Source organism: Mesorhizobium sp. (assembly GCF_004963255.1).
Lineage (GTDB): Bacteria > Pseudomonadota > Alphaproteobacteria > Rhizobiales > Rhizobiaceae > Mesorhizobium.
This window is the reverse complement of sequence record NZ_SUGA01000040.1, coordinates 1-16,449: the sequence shown is the minus strand read 5'-3', so window position 1 is coordinate 16,449 and position 16,449 is coordinate 1. Positions and strand designations below refer to the sequence as shown.

The following is a 16,449-nucleotide window of genomic DNA, read 5'->3' as shown; positions in this document are numbered from 1 at the left end:
CGGCGCCCTCGACGTGGGAGTCGAAGGCGCCGTCGGACCGGAAACTGATGGGGGTTATCAGCTGGCCGGTTTCGGTTGCGGCAAGGGAGAAACCGGCATTCCGGGTCCGATCTTCTGCAGATTGCCCGTGATCACCTGGTCGGTCTCGGAAATGCCGGAGGTCACGGAAATCAGGTCGCCGTCGGTCGGCCCAAGCGACACCAGCTTCTGATCGACGGTGTTGCCCTTGCCGATGACATAGAGGTACTTGCCGAGCTGGCTGGAGCCCAGCGCCACCTGCGGCACCATCAGCGTGTTGGGCTGTTCCTTCACATGCAGCCGCACCCGCACATATTGCCCGGGCAGCAGCGTGAACTTGGCGTTGCCGATCGTGGCGCGCGCCGTGATCGTGCCGGTCGAGTGATCGATCGTGTTGTCGATGAAGGTCAGCTCACCCTTCTGGCTGGGCTGCGTCTCGCCGGGCAACAGCACGTCGACAGCGATCGGACCATTGGCCTTCGCCTGTTCGATCTGCACGAGATCGGTCTCGCTCGGGTTGAAGGTCACATAGATCGGGTCGAGCTGCACCAGCGTGTTCAGCACCGTGCCGGCGACGCTGACCAGCGTGCCGACCGAAGCCTGGTTGCGGCCGATCCGGCCCGAGAAGGGCGCCTTGATCTCGGCATAGCCAAGGTTGAGCTCGGCGGTCCGCACCGCCGCCTGGTCGACGGCAAGGGCGGCCTGCGCCGCGCGAAGATTGCTGGTGCGCTGGTCGAAGCTGTCCTTGTCGAGATAACCGGCCTTGGCGAGGTCGGTGCCGCGGCCGAGATTGGACCTTGCATATTCGAGCGTCGCGGTATCGCGCTGCACCTGCGCCTTCGCCTGGTCGAGCGCGGCCTGATAATCCTCCGGCGCGATCCGGTAGAGCAGGTCGCCCTGCTTGACGTCGCTGCCGTCGGCCGCGGTCTGCTCCTGCAGATAGCCCGGCACGCGCGCCTGCAGCGTGATGCTGCGGATCGACTCAACCCGCGCGGCATAGTCGAGATAGATCGGCAGCGTCTTCTTTACGACATTCACCACCGGCACCGGCATGACGAAGGCCGCCGGGGCGGGCGCCGCGCCCGCCGTGCCGCCGCCGAGATAGCCCGGGTTCAGCAAGTGGACGCTTGCAACCGACACTGCGCCCACCGCGACGGCGGCGCCTAAAGCGATTTTCCATCTACGCATTTTGCTCTCCAATCCTATTCCGCCGCCTGGGCGAGCGGCTGAAGCGCCGGCTCGGCGGTCGGTTCAATTTCCTTTGACTCAGGGGCGCCGTGATGTCCCTCGGCTGATTCCTTTTCGCCGCGCTCGCGCAGCTGTTCGATCACCGCGTAGAAGACGGGCACGAAGACCAGCGACAGGATGGTCGCCGCCACCATGCCGCCGAAGACGGTGGTGCCGATCGACTGCCGGCTTGCCGCACCCGCGCCTGTCGCGAACATCAGCGGCAGCACGCCGAGGATGAAGGCGAAGGCGGTCATCAGGATCGGCCGCAGCCTCAGCCGCGCGGCCTCCATCGAGGCCTCGACGATGGTGAGGCCTTCCTCGCGCCGTCGCCTTGCGAACTCGACGATCAGGATCGCATTCTTGGCCGCCAGGCCGATCAGCATGACGAAGCCGATCTGCGAATAGACGTCGATCTGCATGCCGCGCAGCATGAGCACGATGAAGGCGCCGAACAGAGCCAGCGGCACGGCGAGCAGCACCATGAAGGGCATCGCCCAGCTTTCATACTGCGCCGCCAGGATCAGGAAGACGAAGACGATCGCCAGCCCGAACACGACCGAGGCGATCGATCCGGCCTTGAGCTCCTGGAAGGTGATGCCGGTCCATTCGTAGCCGAAGTCGCGCGGCAGCACGTTGGCCGCCGCCCGCTCCATCGCCGCCACCGCCTGTCCGGACGAGAAGCCGGGGGCGGCGCCGCCATTGATCAGCGCCGAGGCATTGTTGTTGTAATGCGGCACGGTCTCGGGTCCGACGATCGGCACCAGCTTGCCCAGCGTGCTCAGCGGCACCATGCCGCCAGACGCGTTGCGCACATAGAGCCTGGAGATGTCGGTGGCGTCGGCGCGCGCGTCCTTGTCGGCCTGGATGGTCACGCGGAAGGTGCGGCCGAACAGGTTGAAGTCGTTGACGTAGAGCGAGCCGAGATAGATCTGCAGCGTGTTGAACACATCCGGCAGGTTGAGGCCGAGAAGCTTCGCCTTGCTGCGGTCGAGGTCGTAGTTGAACTGCGGCGTCGAGGTCGAGAAGGACGAGAACAGCTGCTGCGGGTTGAGTTCCGGCTGCTTGCGTGCTTCCGCTATCAGCGCCTGCGTGACATCGTTCAACGCGGCGCTGCCACGGCCCGAGAGGTCCTCCACCTGGAACTCGAAGCCGCCGGTGGTGCCGAGGCCTGGGATCGAGGGCGGATCGAAGGACAGCGCGAACGCATCCGGCATCTGCAGCAGCTTGCCGCGCACCTGCTCGACCAGTTTGGACGCGCTCTGGTCTGGCCCCCGCTCATCCCACGGTTTCAGGATGGCGAACTCCACCGCCGAGTTCGACTGCGCGGCGCTGGTCAGGAAGTTCAGGCCGCTGATCGAGCCGACGATGTCGACGCCGGGGGTGTTCTGCAGGATGTCGCGCGCCTTCTGCGCCACCGCGTCGGTGCGCTCAAGCGAGGCGCCGTCCGGCAGCTGGATGACGACGAAGAAATAGCCCTGGTCCTCGACTGGGAGGAAGGTCGAGGGCAATTTCTGCCAGACGAAATAGGTGGCGACGAGGCCGGCCGCGAACAGGCCGAGCATGATCCAGCGCAGCTTGATCAGGATGCGCACGCCATGCGCATAGGCATGCGACAGCCAGTCGAAGCCAGCGTTGAACCAGCGGAACAGCACGAACTGCGTTTCGCCGCGATGACGCAGGAAGGCAGCGCTCAGCGCCGGCGACAGCGTCAGCGAGTTGAAGGCCGAGATGCCGACCGAGATCGCCACTGTCAGCGCGAACTGGTTGTAAAGCCGGCCGGAGACGCCGGGGATGAAGGCGACGGGAATGAACACCGCCATCAGCACCGCCGTGGTGGCGATGATCGGTCCCGTCACCTCGGCCATTGCCGCGCGCGTTGCGGCAAGCGGCTTCAAGCCCGCTTCCAGCTGTCGCTCGACATTCTCGACAACGACGATCGCGTCGTCGACGACAAGGCCGATCGCCAGCACCATGCCGAGCAGCGAAAGCATGTTGAGCGAGAAGCCCAGCATGTACATGATCGCCAGCGTCGCGATCAGCGAGACTGGAATGGCGATGGTCGGGATAATGGTGGTGCGCCAGCTCTGCAGGAAGATGAACACCACGGCCACGACCAGCACCAGAGCTTCGCCGAGCGTGATCAGCACGTCATGCATCGAGGCCGACACGAAGCGCGTCGTGTCGTAATGCATGGCGTAATGGACGCCCTTCGGGAAACGCTGCGACAGCTCCTGCATCTTGTCCTTGACCCGCTGCTGCAGATCGAGGGCGTTGGAACCGGGCATCTGGTAGACGGCCAAAACCACCGTCGGATCCTTGCCGAAGAAGGCGGACGATGAATATTGCAGCGCGCCGAGCTCGATGCGGGCGACGTCGCGCAGCCGCACGAGCGAGCCGTTCTGGGAGTTGGCGCGCACGACGATGTCGCCGAATTCCTTCGGGTCGCTCAGGCGGCCGACGGCATTGACCTGCATTTCGAAGGCGGTCCCGGCCGGCGCCGGCGACTGGCCGATCTTGCCAGCCGCCACCTGCACGTTCTGCTCGGCGATGGCGTTCTGGACGTCGACGGCGGTGATGCCGAGATTGGCGAGCTTGTCTGGGTCGAGCCAGACGCGCATCGAATAGCGGCGCTCGCCGAAGATCTGCACGTCGCCCACGCCCGGCAGGCGCTTCAGAGGATCGACGACCTGCAGATAGGCGAGGTTGCTCAGCGCCACCGGATCGACCGAGCCGTCCGGCGAGGTCAGGTCGACGATCAGCACGAAATTGGGGTTCTGCTTCTTGATCGTCACGCCGCCCTGGTTGACGATGGCCGGCAGGGAGGACGCCGCTTGGCTGACGCGATTCTGCACGTCGACGGCTGCCGTGCTCAGCGGATAGCCGACGTCGAAGGTGATGGTGATGGTGGACGAGCCGTCATTCGAGCTCGTCGACGACATGTAGGTCATGCCCTGCACGCCGTTGATCTGCTGCTCGAGCGGCGTGGTGACCGTATCGGCCACGACCTGCGCGCTGGCGCCGGGATAGTGGGCACTGACCACGACCTGCGGCGGCGTGATGTCTGGGAACTGCGAGACCGGCAGCAGGAAATAGGCGATCGCACCGGCGAGCACCATGATGATGGCGATCGCCGACGCAAAGATCGGGCGGTGGACGAAGAAATTTACCATGATGCGGATGCCTCGCCGAACGGCTTTGCGAAATGGCGCAGGCGCCGGGTCCGGCCGGAACCGGAATCCTGCAGGAAGGAAGGCAGGACTTCATCGTCCGGCGCCTGTTTCGCCGCGCGCTGGCGCAGCATTCGTTCGAAGGCTTTGGGGTCGATTCCGTCTGCCTTCATCACCAGCCGGATCATCGGATCCCGGACGGCTTCGTCGATCGTCAGGTCTTTGCGCTTTTGCATAGGAGCGGCTCCTTGCTCGGTCCGCATCGATTGATCGCGGACCGCTTTTCTCTTTTTCACCGGCCGAAGCCGCATGACAGGCTGCTTTTTCGTCCTATCTCACTCTGGCAGGCTATCGGAGGGCCTTGTCGTTTGACGGCGAGTGATATAGGTGTTACCAGTAAGTAACATCTGAAAGTTACAGACCGGTAACACCCTAGTCAAGAGGTGGCGACGGTTTTTTTGGAAACGACGAAAGGAGATCATCATGAGTGACGGCGTCGCGGAGCGTTCCCGTCCCCGGGATCGAATCCTGGAGACGGCGCAGGACATGTTCCACAAGCACGGCATCAAGGGCGTTGGCGTCGACGCCATCACCGAGGCTGCCGGCACCAACAAGATGACGCTTTACCGCCATTTCGAGTCCAAGGACGAGCTGGTCGTGGAATGCCTGCGCGCCACGGCGGCGAAGGCTTCAAGGATCTGGGACGAGTTCGAGGCCAGGCATCCCGGCGACAAGCTCGCCCAGTTGCATGCCTGGGTCCAGAAGGCTTCGGAACTGCTCAGCGCCGACAGCCGTGGCTGCGACATGGCAAATGCCGCCGTCGAGCTCACCGAGGCCGATCACCCGGCCCGGCGCGTCATCAAGGAGCTGAAGGAAGCTCAGCGCGAGAAGCTGGTTGCGCTTTGCCGGGATGCCGGCATCGGCCAGGCCGAGCTTCTCGCCGACACGCTGTCGCTGCTGCTCGAAGGCGCCCGCGTCTCGATGCAAAGCGTCGGCGCGGAAGGCCCGAGCGCGCAATTCGTGCGCATGGCCGAGAGCCTGATTGCCTCGTTCCGGGCGCGCTGATCTCTTCGCCTCGTCCTGATTCTGTTATGCTGTCCCAGAAACGGGCGCTAGACGATGGGTCAGGCAAGTTTTGCGGAGATGTATGAGCGCTGGCTCGTGGGTCCTCTCTTCCGCCCCTGGGCCGAAGTGACCTTCGAAGAGGTGAAGCTCTCTCCAGGCCAGCGTGTGTTGGACATCGCCTGCGGCACGGGAATAGTCGCCCGCGTTGCCAGAGAACGGCTCGGTGCCGCCGGCTATGTCGTCGGCATCGACATCAACGCGGATATGCTTGCCGTCGCGCGCACCGTGGCGCCAGACATCGATTGGCGCGTAGGCAATGCAGGTGCACTGCCCGTCCTTGAGGGAGAGCAGTTCGACGTGATCGTCTGTCAGCAGGGGCTGCAGTTCTTTCCCGACAAGCCCGCCGCGGCGGCGCAGATGCGGCGGGCTATGGAGCAGGGCGGCCGGTTGGCGGTTGCTACCTGGCGCTCCGATGAGGAAATCCCATTCTTTCGAGAACTTCGCCGCGTCGCCGAGCGGCTCCTCGGCCCAATCGCCGACCTGCGCCACAGCTTTGGCAATGCGGCGCTGATCGAGGCGCTGCTCCGGGGCGCCGGCTTCCACGACGTTCGATCAAGGACGATATCGCGTAGGATACGCTTTGAGGACGGGGCGCCCCTTCTGCGATTGAACACGATGGCGCTGGTCGGCATGAGCGCTGACGGCAAGGCAATGGGCGATCACGAACGCATGCGCGTCGTGCAGGATATAGTGAGCGGGAGTGCGCCCGTGCTGCAGTCCTACGCCGATGGATCGGGAGTCGCTTTCGAACTCAGCTCCAATCTGGTGACAGCGAATGGCTAGAGCAATTCCAGGAGAAGTGTGATCGGTTTTCCGTCCGGAGTTGCGTTAAATCAAAGAGATAGCCCGTACTTGTTCGGGATCAGATGGGCTGGCTTCTCCCGCCTTTGGCGCGCAAAGAAAAAGCCCGCTGCCGGGAGGAGGTGGCAGCGGGCTTGATTTCGAATACGGCACGGGAGGAGGTGTACCGCACTCAGCGCCGGTGTCTGGGAGGAGGAAGACATCCGACAGGTTCATAAATACGAGTTGCCCAACGATTCGGCAATTGCGAAACGTGCATAGCTGCTGTGCAGAATTGCGGGATCAATTATCAGACAAATCCGAATAGCCGCCCGCCGGCACCCGTCGCCAGTCTACTGCACCGGCACGTTTTCCTTGAAGATCAGCCGCGGCTCGATGAATTTCTTGGTCAGGTAGGGGGCCGAGGAGGCGATCGAGCCGAGCAGGCGGATCACCGACTGTTCGGCGATCAGCCGCGCATTCTGGTCGATGACGACGTCGGCGAGGTCATCGACGAGATAGCGCCGTGTCTCCTTGGTCAGGTCGTGGCAGATGAAGACCGGCTTCCTGCGCGGCTTGGCTTCCAGCAACGCCCTGGCGACGCCGGAGCGTCCGCCGCCGACGCAGTAGATGCCGAGCAGATCCGGTTCGTCGTGCAGCGCCTTGATGGTGGCGCGGTAGCTGGCGTCCGGCTCGTCGTTGATCTCGACGGCGCTGGACACGGTGAGATTGGGGAACTCCTCGCTCAGCACCGAGCGGAAGCCCATCTCGCGCTCTTCATGGCCGCGATAGGAGCGCGAGCCGACCATCATCGCCAGATGCCCGGTGCGGCCGCCGAGGAAGCGCCCCATCAGCAGCGCCGCCGTGCGGCCCGCCACGCGATTGTCAATGCCGACATAGGCCGAGCGGGGCGCCGCCGGCACATCCGAGACCAGCGTGACCAGCCTGATTCCCGCCTCGACCAGCTCGCGCAGAATGTTGCGCGTGCGCGGGTGATCGACGGCGATGACACCGACGCCATTGGCCTTGAGCGACAGATTCTCCACAGCGCTCTGCAGCGCGCCGGGCGAAATGCCGGCAAGGTTGTGGATGCGGCAGGACGCGACCAGGGGCAGGCGCGCCGCATAATCCTCAATGTGGTGGGCGAGATCGGCCATGAAGGCGTTGGACCCCATCGGCAGGAAGAATTCGAGATGCGCCGGCTTCGACGGCAGCACGACCTGGTCGAGCGTCGGCAGGTAGCCGAGCTGCTTGGCCGCTTCCATCACGCGCTGCCGGTTGGCCGCGCTTGCGCCCGGACGGTTGTTCAGCACCCTGTCGACGGTCGCGGTCGACAGGCCGCAGCTCTTGGCGATGTCGGCTACGGTGGCTTTCATGGGTCCAGTCATAGGATGGGATGCGAGCCCCTGTCACGCCAAGTCAAAGTCAGCCGAAATCAGCCATGCGAGTCCCGGCCGTCTGAAATCGCGTCGCGGATTTCCTTGTCCGACATGCCGGTGATGACGCGCTCGACCTCGGCCACCGTCGTCTTCTTCGGATCGATGTCGTCGGCCACCACCTTGCCCCGGCGCATCACCACGATGCGGTCGACCACCTGGAAGACGTGGTGGATGTTGTGCGCGATGAAGATGCAGGAATGACCGGAATCGCGGGCGCTGCGCACGAAGCTCAGCACACCTTGCGTCTCGGCGACGCCGAGATTGTTGGTCGGCTCGTCGAGGATGATGAGATCGCTGTCGAAATGCATGGCGCGCGCGATCGCCACGGCTTGCCGCTCGCCGCCCGACAGCGAGCCGATCGGCGTCGTCGGCGGGATGTTCTTGGTGATGCCGACCTGCCTGAGCAGGTCGCGCGCCACCGCGTTCATTGCCTCCTGGTCCATGCGGTTCAGGAAGCGCGGCGGCTTGATCGGCTCGCGCCCGAGGAACAGGTTGCGCGCGATAGACAGCTGCGTGACCAGCGCCGAGTCCTGGTAGATCGTCTCGATGCCATGCGCGATGGCATCGCTGGTCGAGCGCAGCGTGACCTTCTTGCCGCGGATGAAGATGTCGCCACTGGTCAGCGGCACGGCGCCCGACAGCACCTTGATCAGCGTCGACTTGCCGGCGCCGTTGTCGCCGAGCAGGCCGACGATCTCCTTTTCGTTGACGTGGAAATTGGCGTCCACCAGCGCGTGCACGCGCCCGTAGGACTTGCGGATGTTTGCCATGCGGATCAGAGGCTCGGCCATCGTCTTAAGTCCCTGCCTGGTGCCGGCGTTCGAGCCACGAATGCAGCGCCATCATGCCGAGGATGATCGCGCCGATGAAGATGTTGTAAGCGAGCCCCGGCACGCCGATCAGCACGATGCCGTTGCGCATCACGCGCAGGATCAGGATGCCGAGCACGGTGCCGATGATGGTGCCGCGCCCGCCGGTCAGCGCCGTGCCGCCGATCACCACCATGGCGATGACCTCGAGCTCGTAGCCCGTGCCGCTGTTCGGATTGGCCGCGGAGGTGCGCAGCGACGAGATCACGCCGGCGAGCGAGGCCATCACCGCCGACACGACGAACAGGCCGACCTTGACGCGGTTGACGTTGACGCCACGCGCACGCGCCGCATTGGGGTTGCCGCCGGCGGCCTGGATCCAGTTGCCGGTGCGGCTCTGCGTCAGCACATAGCCGAGGATGATCGCGGCACCGATGAACCAGAACAGCGAGGCGTAGATGCGGAACGGTCCGACATAGAAGTCGCCGACCAGGATATCAGCCAGCCAGCTGCCTTCGGCGCTCCAGGTGCGCTGCGGGAAACCGTCGGTGATGAAGAGTGCTGTGCCGCGCACGACCAGCAGCATGCCGAGCGTCACCAGGAAGGACGGGATCTTGAGCTGGGTCACGAACCAACCATTCACCAGCCCGATCAGCGCCGCGACCACCAGCGCGATCAGCAGGCCCACCTCCAGCGAGGTGACGCCGCTGTTGTAGAGCGTCCACATCAAGACCGGCGAGAAGCCGAACAGCGAGCCGACGGAAAGATCGAATTCGCCCGATGTCATCAGCAGCGTCATCGCCAGCGCGATCAGGCCGAGCTCGACGGTGAAGGCCAGGATGTTGGAGATGTTCTGCGGCGACAGGAAGTCGGGATTGATGCCCCAGAAGACGGCGAGCTCGACCATGAGCAGCACCAGCGGACCGAATTCGGGCCGCGCGATCAGGCGTTGGACGAAGGAACGGTTTTCCATTGAACCCGCGACATGAGGGCCGGCCTGCCTGCGAAGGCGGGCGCGGCGGGACAGGAAAAGGCGGTCGCGGCGTTGCCGTCGCGACCGCTCGGATCAGGGGTTATTTGCCGGACAGGATCTTGTCGTAGACGCCGGCGGTGTCCTTCTCATAGAGCGCGCCGGTGATGACGTTGAAGCCCGGGGGAATGCCGCTCGCGGCCATGTTGGCGAGCGACAGCGCCACATAGCTGGTCGCCTGCGGGTCCTGCCACTGCGCGGCGTTGACATAGCCGTTCAGCACTTCCTGCGTGGTGTCGAGCGAGTTGCCCCAGCCGACGACCGGGATCTCGCCCGGCTTGACGCCCACCTGGTCGAACACGCGCTTGATCGAGCCGGTGACGAGGTCGCCGAGGCCGATGATCGCCTTCACCTTGCCCTTATGCGCGGTGAGGTAGTCGGCCATGCGGCTGATCACTTCGGCCTGGTCGAGCGTGGCCTCGGTGATTTCATAGGTGATGCCGAGCGGCTCGAAGACGCTCTTGATGCCTTCCTCTTCCTGCACGCCATAGGTGGCGCCGGGGACCTCGACCGGCATCCAGACGAAGTCGCCTTTCTTCACCAGGCCCTTGTCGACCAGGTATTGTGCCCAGTGCTTGCCGAAGGTGACGTTGTCGCCGCCGACATAGGCGTTGAAGTTGGCTTTCGGATCGGGCGTGTTGAAGTTGATGATCGGGATGTTGGCCGCGCGCGCTTCCTTGGCGAGCTCGATCAGGCTGCCCGGATCGGGGCTGGTGGTGACGATGCCGTCGGCCTTGGCCGAGATGGCGGCGCGGATCGCCTCCTGCTGCGAGGCAACGTCGCCATTATGGAACGACGTGTTGACCTTGTTGCCGGTGTCGCTTGCCCATTGCTTGGCGCCGGCAAGGAAGTAGGTCCAGACCGGGTCGGCCGGGCCGCCATGCGAAATCCAGTAGAACGTCTTGGCCTGCGCCATCGCCGGAATGGCGACGAGCGCGATCAAGCCAAGCACGAGCAGTCTTAGCCGCGAAAGCATTCGATTTCCTCCCATGTTGAAACTCTCCTCCATCAAGCGCGATGCGGCCCTCGGACCGCACCTCCTGCCAGCGCCGAGCGGGACGCCCAGAGCATTCCCCTCTTTCCAGCGGTGGCAAGCCTCCGTCGCCAATGGATGTTGGGTCAGGCGCACACGCCATCAGCAATCCCATCAGATTGCATCAGTTCAGGCGCTATTTTCTCGGGCAGGCGGTGCCGTTAGCGCTCGCTCTCTGCGGCGGGCTTGGACAACGTCGCCTCGGTTGGGCGCTAGAGAAGATTGGCCTTCGCTAGGTCGCGCATGAGGTGGCTGGCGCCATAAGTCCAGTACGGGCAGTCCGGCGACAGCCGCACGCGGTTGGTGAGCGCACCGAGCTTTTCCGATGAGATGGTGACGATGTCGCCGACCTTGTGGGTGAAGCCCTTGCCCTTCTCGCCACGGTCCTTGGATGGCACGAACATCGTGCCGAGATAGAGCGCCAGCCCGTCGGGATACTGGTGATGCGGCCCCATCGCGGCCTTGACCAGTTCTTCCGGCGAGCGGCTGATTTCCGCCATCGAGCTCGCGCCCTCCAGCGAGAAGTCATCCTCGCCCTCGACGCTGAGCCGCACCGTGGCGCGCTTGACGTCGGCAATCGAGAAGGTCTCGTCGAAGAGCCGGATGAACGGTCCGAGCGAGGCGGAAGCATTGTTGTCCTTGGCCTTGCCCAGAAGCAGCGCCGAGCGCCCTTCGACATCGCGCAGGTTGACGTCGTTGCCGAGCGTGGCGCCGACGATGCGGCCCGAGCTGTCGGCGATCATGGCGATCTCCGGCTCCGGATTGTTCCAGGTGGAGACCGGATGCAGGCCGACATCGGCGCCGAAGCCGACGGACGCCATCGGCTGGCATTTGGTGAAGATCTCGGCGTCGGGGCCGATGCCCACTTCAAGATATTGCGACCAGGCGCCGCGCGAGATCAGCTTGGCCTTGATCTCCATCGCCTCCGGCGAGCCGGGCTTGAGCTTCGACAAATCGTGGCCAATCAGCCCGGCGATGTCGGCGCGGATGGCGTCGGCCTTTTCCGCCGAGCCGCGCGCCTGCTCCTCGATGACGCGCTCGAGCAGGCTGACGACGAAGGTGACGCCGGAGGCTTTCACCGCCTGCAGGTCGACGGGCGAAAGCAGGATGGGCTTCGTGGCGTCGCGTTTGGCCTCGAAGCTGTTTGCCGCGATGTCGGCGAGCGCGCCGATCGCCGTGCCCTTGGCCGAACGCAGGTAGTCGGCCGGATCCTTCAACTCGCAAAGATCGCGCACCGTCGGCGCCGCGCTTGAAGTGATATCGATGACCTCGCCGTCTCGCACCGTCACCACCGACGGATGGGCGGCCTCGCTGGTTCTGGCGCGGCCGACGAAAAGTCCATCGGCGGGCAGACGGGTCGGATCGGTCATGGCATCTTTCCTCTCGATTGTCGCGCGGCACTTTCCCCGGATTTAGCGCAAACGTCTATCCCGTCGATGCCAAGGTTTATGGGCCATGGCTGTGCTGTCACATAGCCAGGACTTGTCTGGCCTATCGAGCGCTCTTTCAAATTCATGAAATTGACAATAGGATTTTCACGAAGTTCCAGCGCCGAGGTGATCTTTGCCCGCAGCCTTCTCCGATCCGGTCTGGCAGAAGCCACTGATGGCGCCGGCATTCCGGTTCGGATTTTCGGCCGGCGGTGCTTTCGACGTGATCATTGTCGGCGGCGGCATCATGGGCCTGTCGACGGCGCTTCATGCGGCGCGCGCCGGTCTGTCGGTCCAGGTGCTGGATGCCGGCGCGATCGGGCAGGGCGCGTCCGGTCTCAATGGCGGCCAGGTCATTCCCGGCCTCAAATACGATCCGGAATGGCTAATCGAGCATTTCGGCAAGGAGCGCGGCGAAGCCCTGGTCGAGTTCGCCGCCTCGACGGCCGATGCCGTGTTCGATGTGATCCGCAACGAGAAGCTGGCTGTGCCGTTCACGCGCAATGGCTGGATCCAGGCCGCGCACACCGAGACAGCGCTGAAGGCTGCCGCGAACCGCGACCGCCAGTGGCGGGCGCGCGGCGCCGACGTCAGGCTGCTCGATCAGGCCGAGATCGCGGCGATGACCGGCGCCAGGGGTTATCTCGGCGGCTGGCTCGACCGCCGCGCCGGAATCATCGATCCGCTGTCCTACACGCTCGAATTGGCCCGCGTTGCCTCGGCGGCCGGCGCCGGCATCGCCGAGCAGCAGCGAGTGGTGAGGCTCGCCAAGGAGGCCGGCGTCTGGCGGGTCTCGACGCAAGGCGGAGCCGAGTTGCGTGCCAGGTCGGTCGTGCTCGCCACCAACGCCTATACGGATGGCCTGCTGCCCGGGCTTGCCCAGACCATCGTGCCGCTGCATTCCTTTCAGATCGCCACCGCGCCGCTGCCGGCGGAGCTTGCCGCAAGCATCCTGCCTGGCGGGCAAGCGGTTTCCGATTCCCGTCGCATCCTGGTCTACTACCGAAAGAGCTCCGACGGCCGGTTGGTGCTGGGCGGCCGTGGCCGCATGGCGCTGCCTTCGAGCGCCGGCGACTGGGTGCATCTCGAACGCGCGCTTATCCGGCTCTATCCGGCGCTTGCCGGCATCGCCATCGAGAAGCGCTGGTTCGGCCGCGTCGCGCTGACGCCGGATCACCTGCCGCATCTGCATGAACCGGAAAAGGGCCTGCTTGCCGTGGTCGGCTGCCAGGGCAGGGGCGTCGGCCTGATGAGCGCGCTCGGCAAGCGCATGGCGAACTACCTCGCCAGCGGCGATGCCAGGCAATTGCCCTTCCCGCTGTCGCCGATCCGGCCGATCCCGTTCCACGCCTTTCGCCAGGTCGGCGTCGCCGCTGCCATCACCTGGTACCGGATGCTCGACGCGTTCGAACGTTGAGCCGAACGCGTGCAGCGCACAAGCGATTCAGCTTGACAGTTTCATGAATATGAAAAAGCATTAGGCGATTTCAAAATTCCGATGGACAGTTTCGCCAAACGGGCCATGAACATGTCGACCGTCGTTGCAGCACGGCCCTTGCCGGAAAACCGCATCTCGCCGGTCTTCCGCTTCGCGATGCTGCTGCCGGGTGGGCTGGTCACATTCTTCCTCATCCTCTTCGCGCTCGGCCTCGTGGTCTTCCTCGCCTTCAGGGGGAATGACGGCTCGCTGCTCGGCGTCGGCCTGACGGCGGAGAATTTCGTCACCGTCGCCACCGACCCGCTCTACTGGACGGTGACGCTGCGCTCGCTGGTCATCGCCGGCCTGGTGACGCTCGCGACCGTCGTCACCGCCTATCCGGTCGCCTATTACCTCGCCTTCCATGCCGGCCGCCGCCGCAACCTTTTGCTTTTCCTCGTCACGCTGCCCTTCTGGACCAGCTATCTCTTGCGCGTCTTCGCCTGGAAAATCGTGCTCGCCTATAATGGCGTGCTGAATTCCGCCTTCATCGAGACCGGCCTCTGGAAGGAGCCGACGCTGGCTTTCCTCAACACGCCGGCCGCGGTGGTGGTGACGCTCGCCCATGCCTATGCGCCCTTCGCCATTCTGCCGATCTATGTGGCGCTGGACACGATCCCGAAATCGCTGCTCGAAGCCGCCTCCGATCTCGGCGCGCGGCCCTTCACCTCGTTCCGCCGCGTCGTGCTGCCCAATTCCATGCCGGGCGTGCTGGCCGCGGCGCTCGTCGTCTTCGTGCCGACGGTCGGCGACTATGTCACGCCGGCCATGGTCGGCGGTCCGGCCAGCACCATGATCGGCACGCTGATCCAGTCGCAGTTCGGCAAGGCCAATGACTGGCCGTTCGGCGCGGCGCTTTCGGTCTGCGTCATGCTGGTCATCCTGTGCGTCGTGCTGGTCGCGCGCGGCGCCGACCGCCGGTTTGGCAGCCGCACATGAGCGCCCGGACCGACATCAACGCAGGCGGCGGCTGGCTGGGCCTCTACGTGCTTGCCTATCTCGTCTTCCTCTATCTGCCGGTGCTTTTGATCCCGCTGTTTTCCTTCAACAACTCCATCCAGGCGGCGTTTCCGCTGCAGGGCTTCACGCTCGAATGGTATCGCACGCTCTACGGCAACCCGGCGCTTTCCGGCGCCTTGGCCAACAGCCTGGTCATCGGCGTCATCTCGGCCTGCGGGGCGACGCTCTGCGGCATCACCGTTTCCTATATGGACCTCTATGGCCGCTCGCCGCTCGCCGCCACCATCAGCGCCATCGCCCGGCTGCCGATCCTGATCCCCGGCGTCATCGTCGGCATATCGCTGTTGATCCTGGTCAACCTCATCGGCCTCGGCCCCTCGCGCATCTCGATCGTGCTCGGCCATATCCTGGTCGCGCTGCCGACGACGGTGGTGGTCATGCGCAGCCGCTTCGCCGCCATTCCGAAGACCATTCGCGAGGCGGCGCTCGATCTCGGCGCTTCCGACTGGACGACGTTCCGGCGTGTCATGCTGCCGCTGAGCGCGCCGGCCGTGCTGTCAGCCTTCATGCTTTCTTTCCTGATTTCCTTCGACGAGTTCATCGTCGTCTTTTTCCTCGCCGGCACCGAGCCGACGCTGCCGCTCTACATCTGGAGCCAGCTGCGTTTCCCGCGCTCGCTGCCGACGGTGATGGCGCTGGGAACGGTGATCCTCACCGTGTCCTTCATCATCGCCGGAACCGCCGAAATCCTGCGCCATCGCGGCCTCGGCGCCGCGCGCCGCAATCCAGCCTGAAGCACAACAAAGAAGAGGAGAACGAAAATGACGATACAGCTGAAATCAATCACCGGCCGCAAGGCCGTGGCGGGTCTCGCGGCCCTGGCCATGGCGCTGTCGTCGACGGTCGCTTTTGCCGCCGACAAGCTGCAATATTTCACCTGGTCGGGCTACGAGCTGCCGGACTTCAACAAGAGCTTCCTCGCCGCGCATCCGGACGGCGTCGAGGCGACGATCTTCGGCGACGACGACGACGCCTTCACCAAGGTCAAGGCCGGCTTCCGGCCCGACATTGCGCATCCCTGCTACGACAAGGTGGCGCGCTGGAACAAGGAAGGCCTGCTGCAGCCGATCGACACCAAGCGCATCAAGAACTGGGATTCGGTCTTCCCGGTGTTCAAGAACCTTCCCGACCTGCAGGCCGGCGACGGCAAAGTCTGGATGGTGCCCTGGGACTGGGGCAACACCTCGATCCTCTACCGCACCGATCTGGTGAAGAACCCGGAGGCAAGCTGGAACCTTCTGTGGGACAAGCAATATGCCGGCCGCATGGCGACCATCGACGCCGTGCACGACACGCCCATCGTCGCAGCGCTTCTCGCGGGCGTTAATCCCTTCGACATGACGCCGGACCAGCTGGACAAGGTCGCGGCAAAACTGCGCGAGCAGCGGCCGCTGCTGTCGAGCTACACCACCGACATGACCTCGGTCGAGCAGGCGCTGGCGAGCGGTCAGCTGGTCGCTGCCATGACCTGGAACGCGTCGGCCACCTCGTTGAAGAAACAGGGCGTGCCGGTCGAGTTCATGAAGCCGAAGGAAGGCATGCTGACCTGGGCCTGCGGTTTCGTCATGCTCAAGGACGCCAAGAACGTCGATCTCGCCTATGATTTCATCAACAGCCGGCTCGACGCCGACTCCGGCAAGTTCCTGATTCAGTCTTACGGCTATGGCAGCTCGCTCTCGACCGCTTTCGCCGGCGTATCGAAGGACGAGCTCGACAAGCTGCAGCTGCCGGCGGATCCGGACGTGATGCTGAAGAGCACCATCTTCACCGGCCCGATGAAGCAGAATGACGATATGGCCAAGATGTTCGAGAAGGTGAAGGCGGGGGGATGACTAGCTCCCCCTTCTCCCCTTGTGGGGTGAGAAGCGGTCCGCGTCAGCGGACGAAAAGC

The 16,449-nt window shown here is 64.4% G+C and carries 14 protein-coding genes; 6 read left to right on the top strand and 8 right to left on the bottom strand.

All coding sequences use genetic code 11. The annotated features are described in order from the left end of the window. Nucleotides 1-57 precede the first annotated feature (57 nt). From E5X34_RS27875 to E5X34_RS27865, 3 genes are read right to left on the bottom strand one after another with little or no spacing between them, the layout of a single operon-like run. Nucleotides 58-1,206, bottom strand: a complete 1,149-nt coding sequence (locus tag E5X34_RS27875; RefSeq protein ID WP_292571577.1) for an efflux RND transporter periplasmic adaptor subunit — start codon at nt 1,204-1,206, stop codon at nt 58-60. A gap of 14 nt (nt 1,207-1,220) precedes the next feature. Beyond that, nucleotides 1,221-4,418 (bottom strand): multidrug efflux RND transporter permease subunit, encoded by a 3,198-nt coding sequence (locus E5X34_RS27870; RefSeq protein WP_292571575.1) that lies wholly within the window; start codon nt 4,416-4,418, stop codon nt 1,221-1,223. Beyond that, nucleotides 4,412-4,726, bottom strand: coding sequence for a hypothetical protein (locus tag E5X34_RS27865; protein WP_292571572.1), 315 nt, complete (start codon nt 4,724-4,726; stop codon nt 4,412-4,414). Before E5X34_RS27865 ends, E5X34_RS27870 begins: the two co-directional genes overlap by 7 nt. Before the next feature lie 172 nt (nt 4,727-4,898). On the opposite strand from E5X34_RS27865, the gene E5X34_RS27860 reads away from it, so the two are divergent. Both E5X34_RS27860 and E5X34_RS27855 read left to right on the top strand, forming a co-directional pair. Then, nucleotides 4,899-5,480 (top strand): TetR/AcrR family transcriptional regulator, encoded by a 582-nt coding sequence (locus E5X34_RS27860; RefSeq protein ID WP_292571569.1) that lies wholly within the window; start codon nt 4,899-4,901, stop codon nt 5,478-5,480. A gap of 54 nt (nt 5,481-5,534) precedes the next feature. Then, on the top strand, nt 5,535-6,323 hold the full coding sequence (locus E5X34_RS27855; protein ID WP_292571567.1) for a methyltransferase domain-containing protein: 789 nt from the start codon (nt 5,535-5,537) through the stop codon (nt 6,321-6,323). 350 nt (nt 6,324-6,673) lie between these two features. Here E5X34_RS27855 and E5X34_RS27850 read toward each other — a convergent pair whose 3' ends face one another. From E5X34_RS27850 to E5X34_RS27830, 5 genes are all read right to left on the bottom strand, one after another. After that, complete coding sequence (locus E5X34_RS27850; RefSeq protein ID WP_292571564.1) at nt 6,674-7,696, bottom strand: LacI family DNA-binding transcriptional regulator; 1,023 nt, start codon at nt 7,694-7,696, stop codon at nt 6,674-6,676. Nucleotides 7,697-7,755: 59 nt separating this feature from the next. Beyond that, nucleotides 7,756-8,550, bottom strand: a complete 795-nt coding sequence (locus E5X34_RS27845) for an ATP-binding cassette domain-containing protein (RefSeq protein WP_292571561.1) — start codon at nt 8,548-8,550, stop codon at nt 7,756-7,758. Between the two features lie 4 nt (nt 8,551-8,554). Beyond that, nucleotides 8,555-9,541, bottom strand: a complete 987-nt coding sequence (locus E5X34_RS27840) for an ABC transporter permease (RefSeq protein WP_292571558.1) — start codon at nt 9,539-9,541, stop codon at nt 8,555-8,557. Nucleotides 9,542-9,641: 100 nt separating this feature from the next. Further along, nucleotides 9,642-10,574: a substrate-binding domain-containing protein gene (locus E5X34_RS27835; RefSeq protein WP_292571555.1), complete on the bottom strand. Its 933-nt coding sequence runs from the start codon at nt 10,572-10,574 to the stop codon at nt 9,642-9,644. A gap of 269 nt (nt 10,575-10,843) precedes the next feature. Next, complete coding sequence (locus E5X34_RS27830) at nt 10,844-12,001, bottom strand: fumarylacetoacetate hydrolase family protein (RefSeq protein ID WP_292571552.1); 1,158 nt, start codon at nt 11,999-12,001, stop codon at nt 10,844-10,846. Between the two features lie 235 nt (nt 12,002-12,236). Between E5X34_RS27830 and E5X34_RS27825 the strand changes: the two genes are divergently transcribed. The 4 genes from E5X34_RS27825 (at nt 12,237) to E5X34_RS27810 (ending at nt 16,390) form a co-directional block, all read left to right on the top strand. Then, entirely contained in the window at nt 12,237-13,478 is a 1,242-nt protein-coding gene (locus tag E5X34_RS27825) for an FAD-dependent oxidoreductase (RefSeq protein WP_292571549.1), read from the top strand. Nucleotides 13,479-13,589: 111 nt separating this feature from the next. Next, a complete protein-coding gene (locus E5X34_RS27820) occupies nt 13,590-14,477 on the top strand; it encodes an ABC transporter permease (RefSeq protein WP_292571654.1) in 888 nt (295 codons plus the stop codon). Beyond that, the gene (locus E5X34_RS27815; RefSeq protein WP_292571546.1) at nt 14,474-15,292 is read left to right on the top strand and encodes an ABC transporter permease; all 819 of its coding nucleotides are present in this window, start codon (nt 14,474-14,476) and stop codon (nt 15,290-15,292) included. The genes E5X34_RS27820 and E5X34_RS27815 overlap by 4 nt, the downstream gene beginning before the upstream one ends. Nucleotides 15,293-15,319: 27 nt before the next feature. Beyond that, a complete protein-coding gene (locus E5X34_RS27810) occupies nt 15,320-16,390 on the top strand; it encodes an ABC transporter substrate-binding protein (protein WP_292571543.1) in 1,071 nt (356 codons plus the stop codon). Nucleotides 16,391-16,449: the final 59 nt, after the last annotated feature.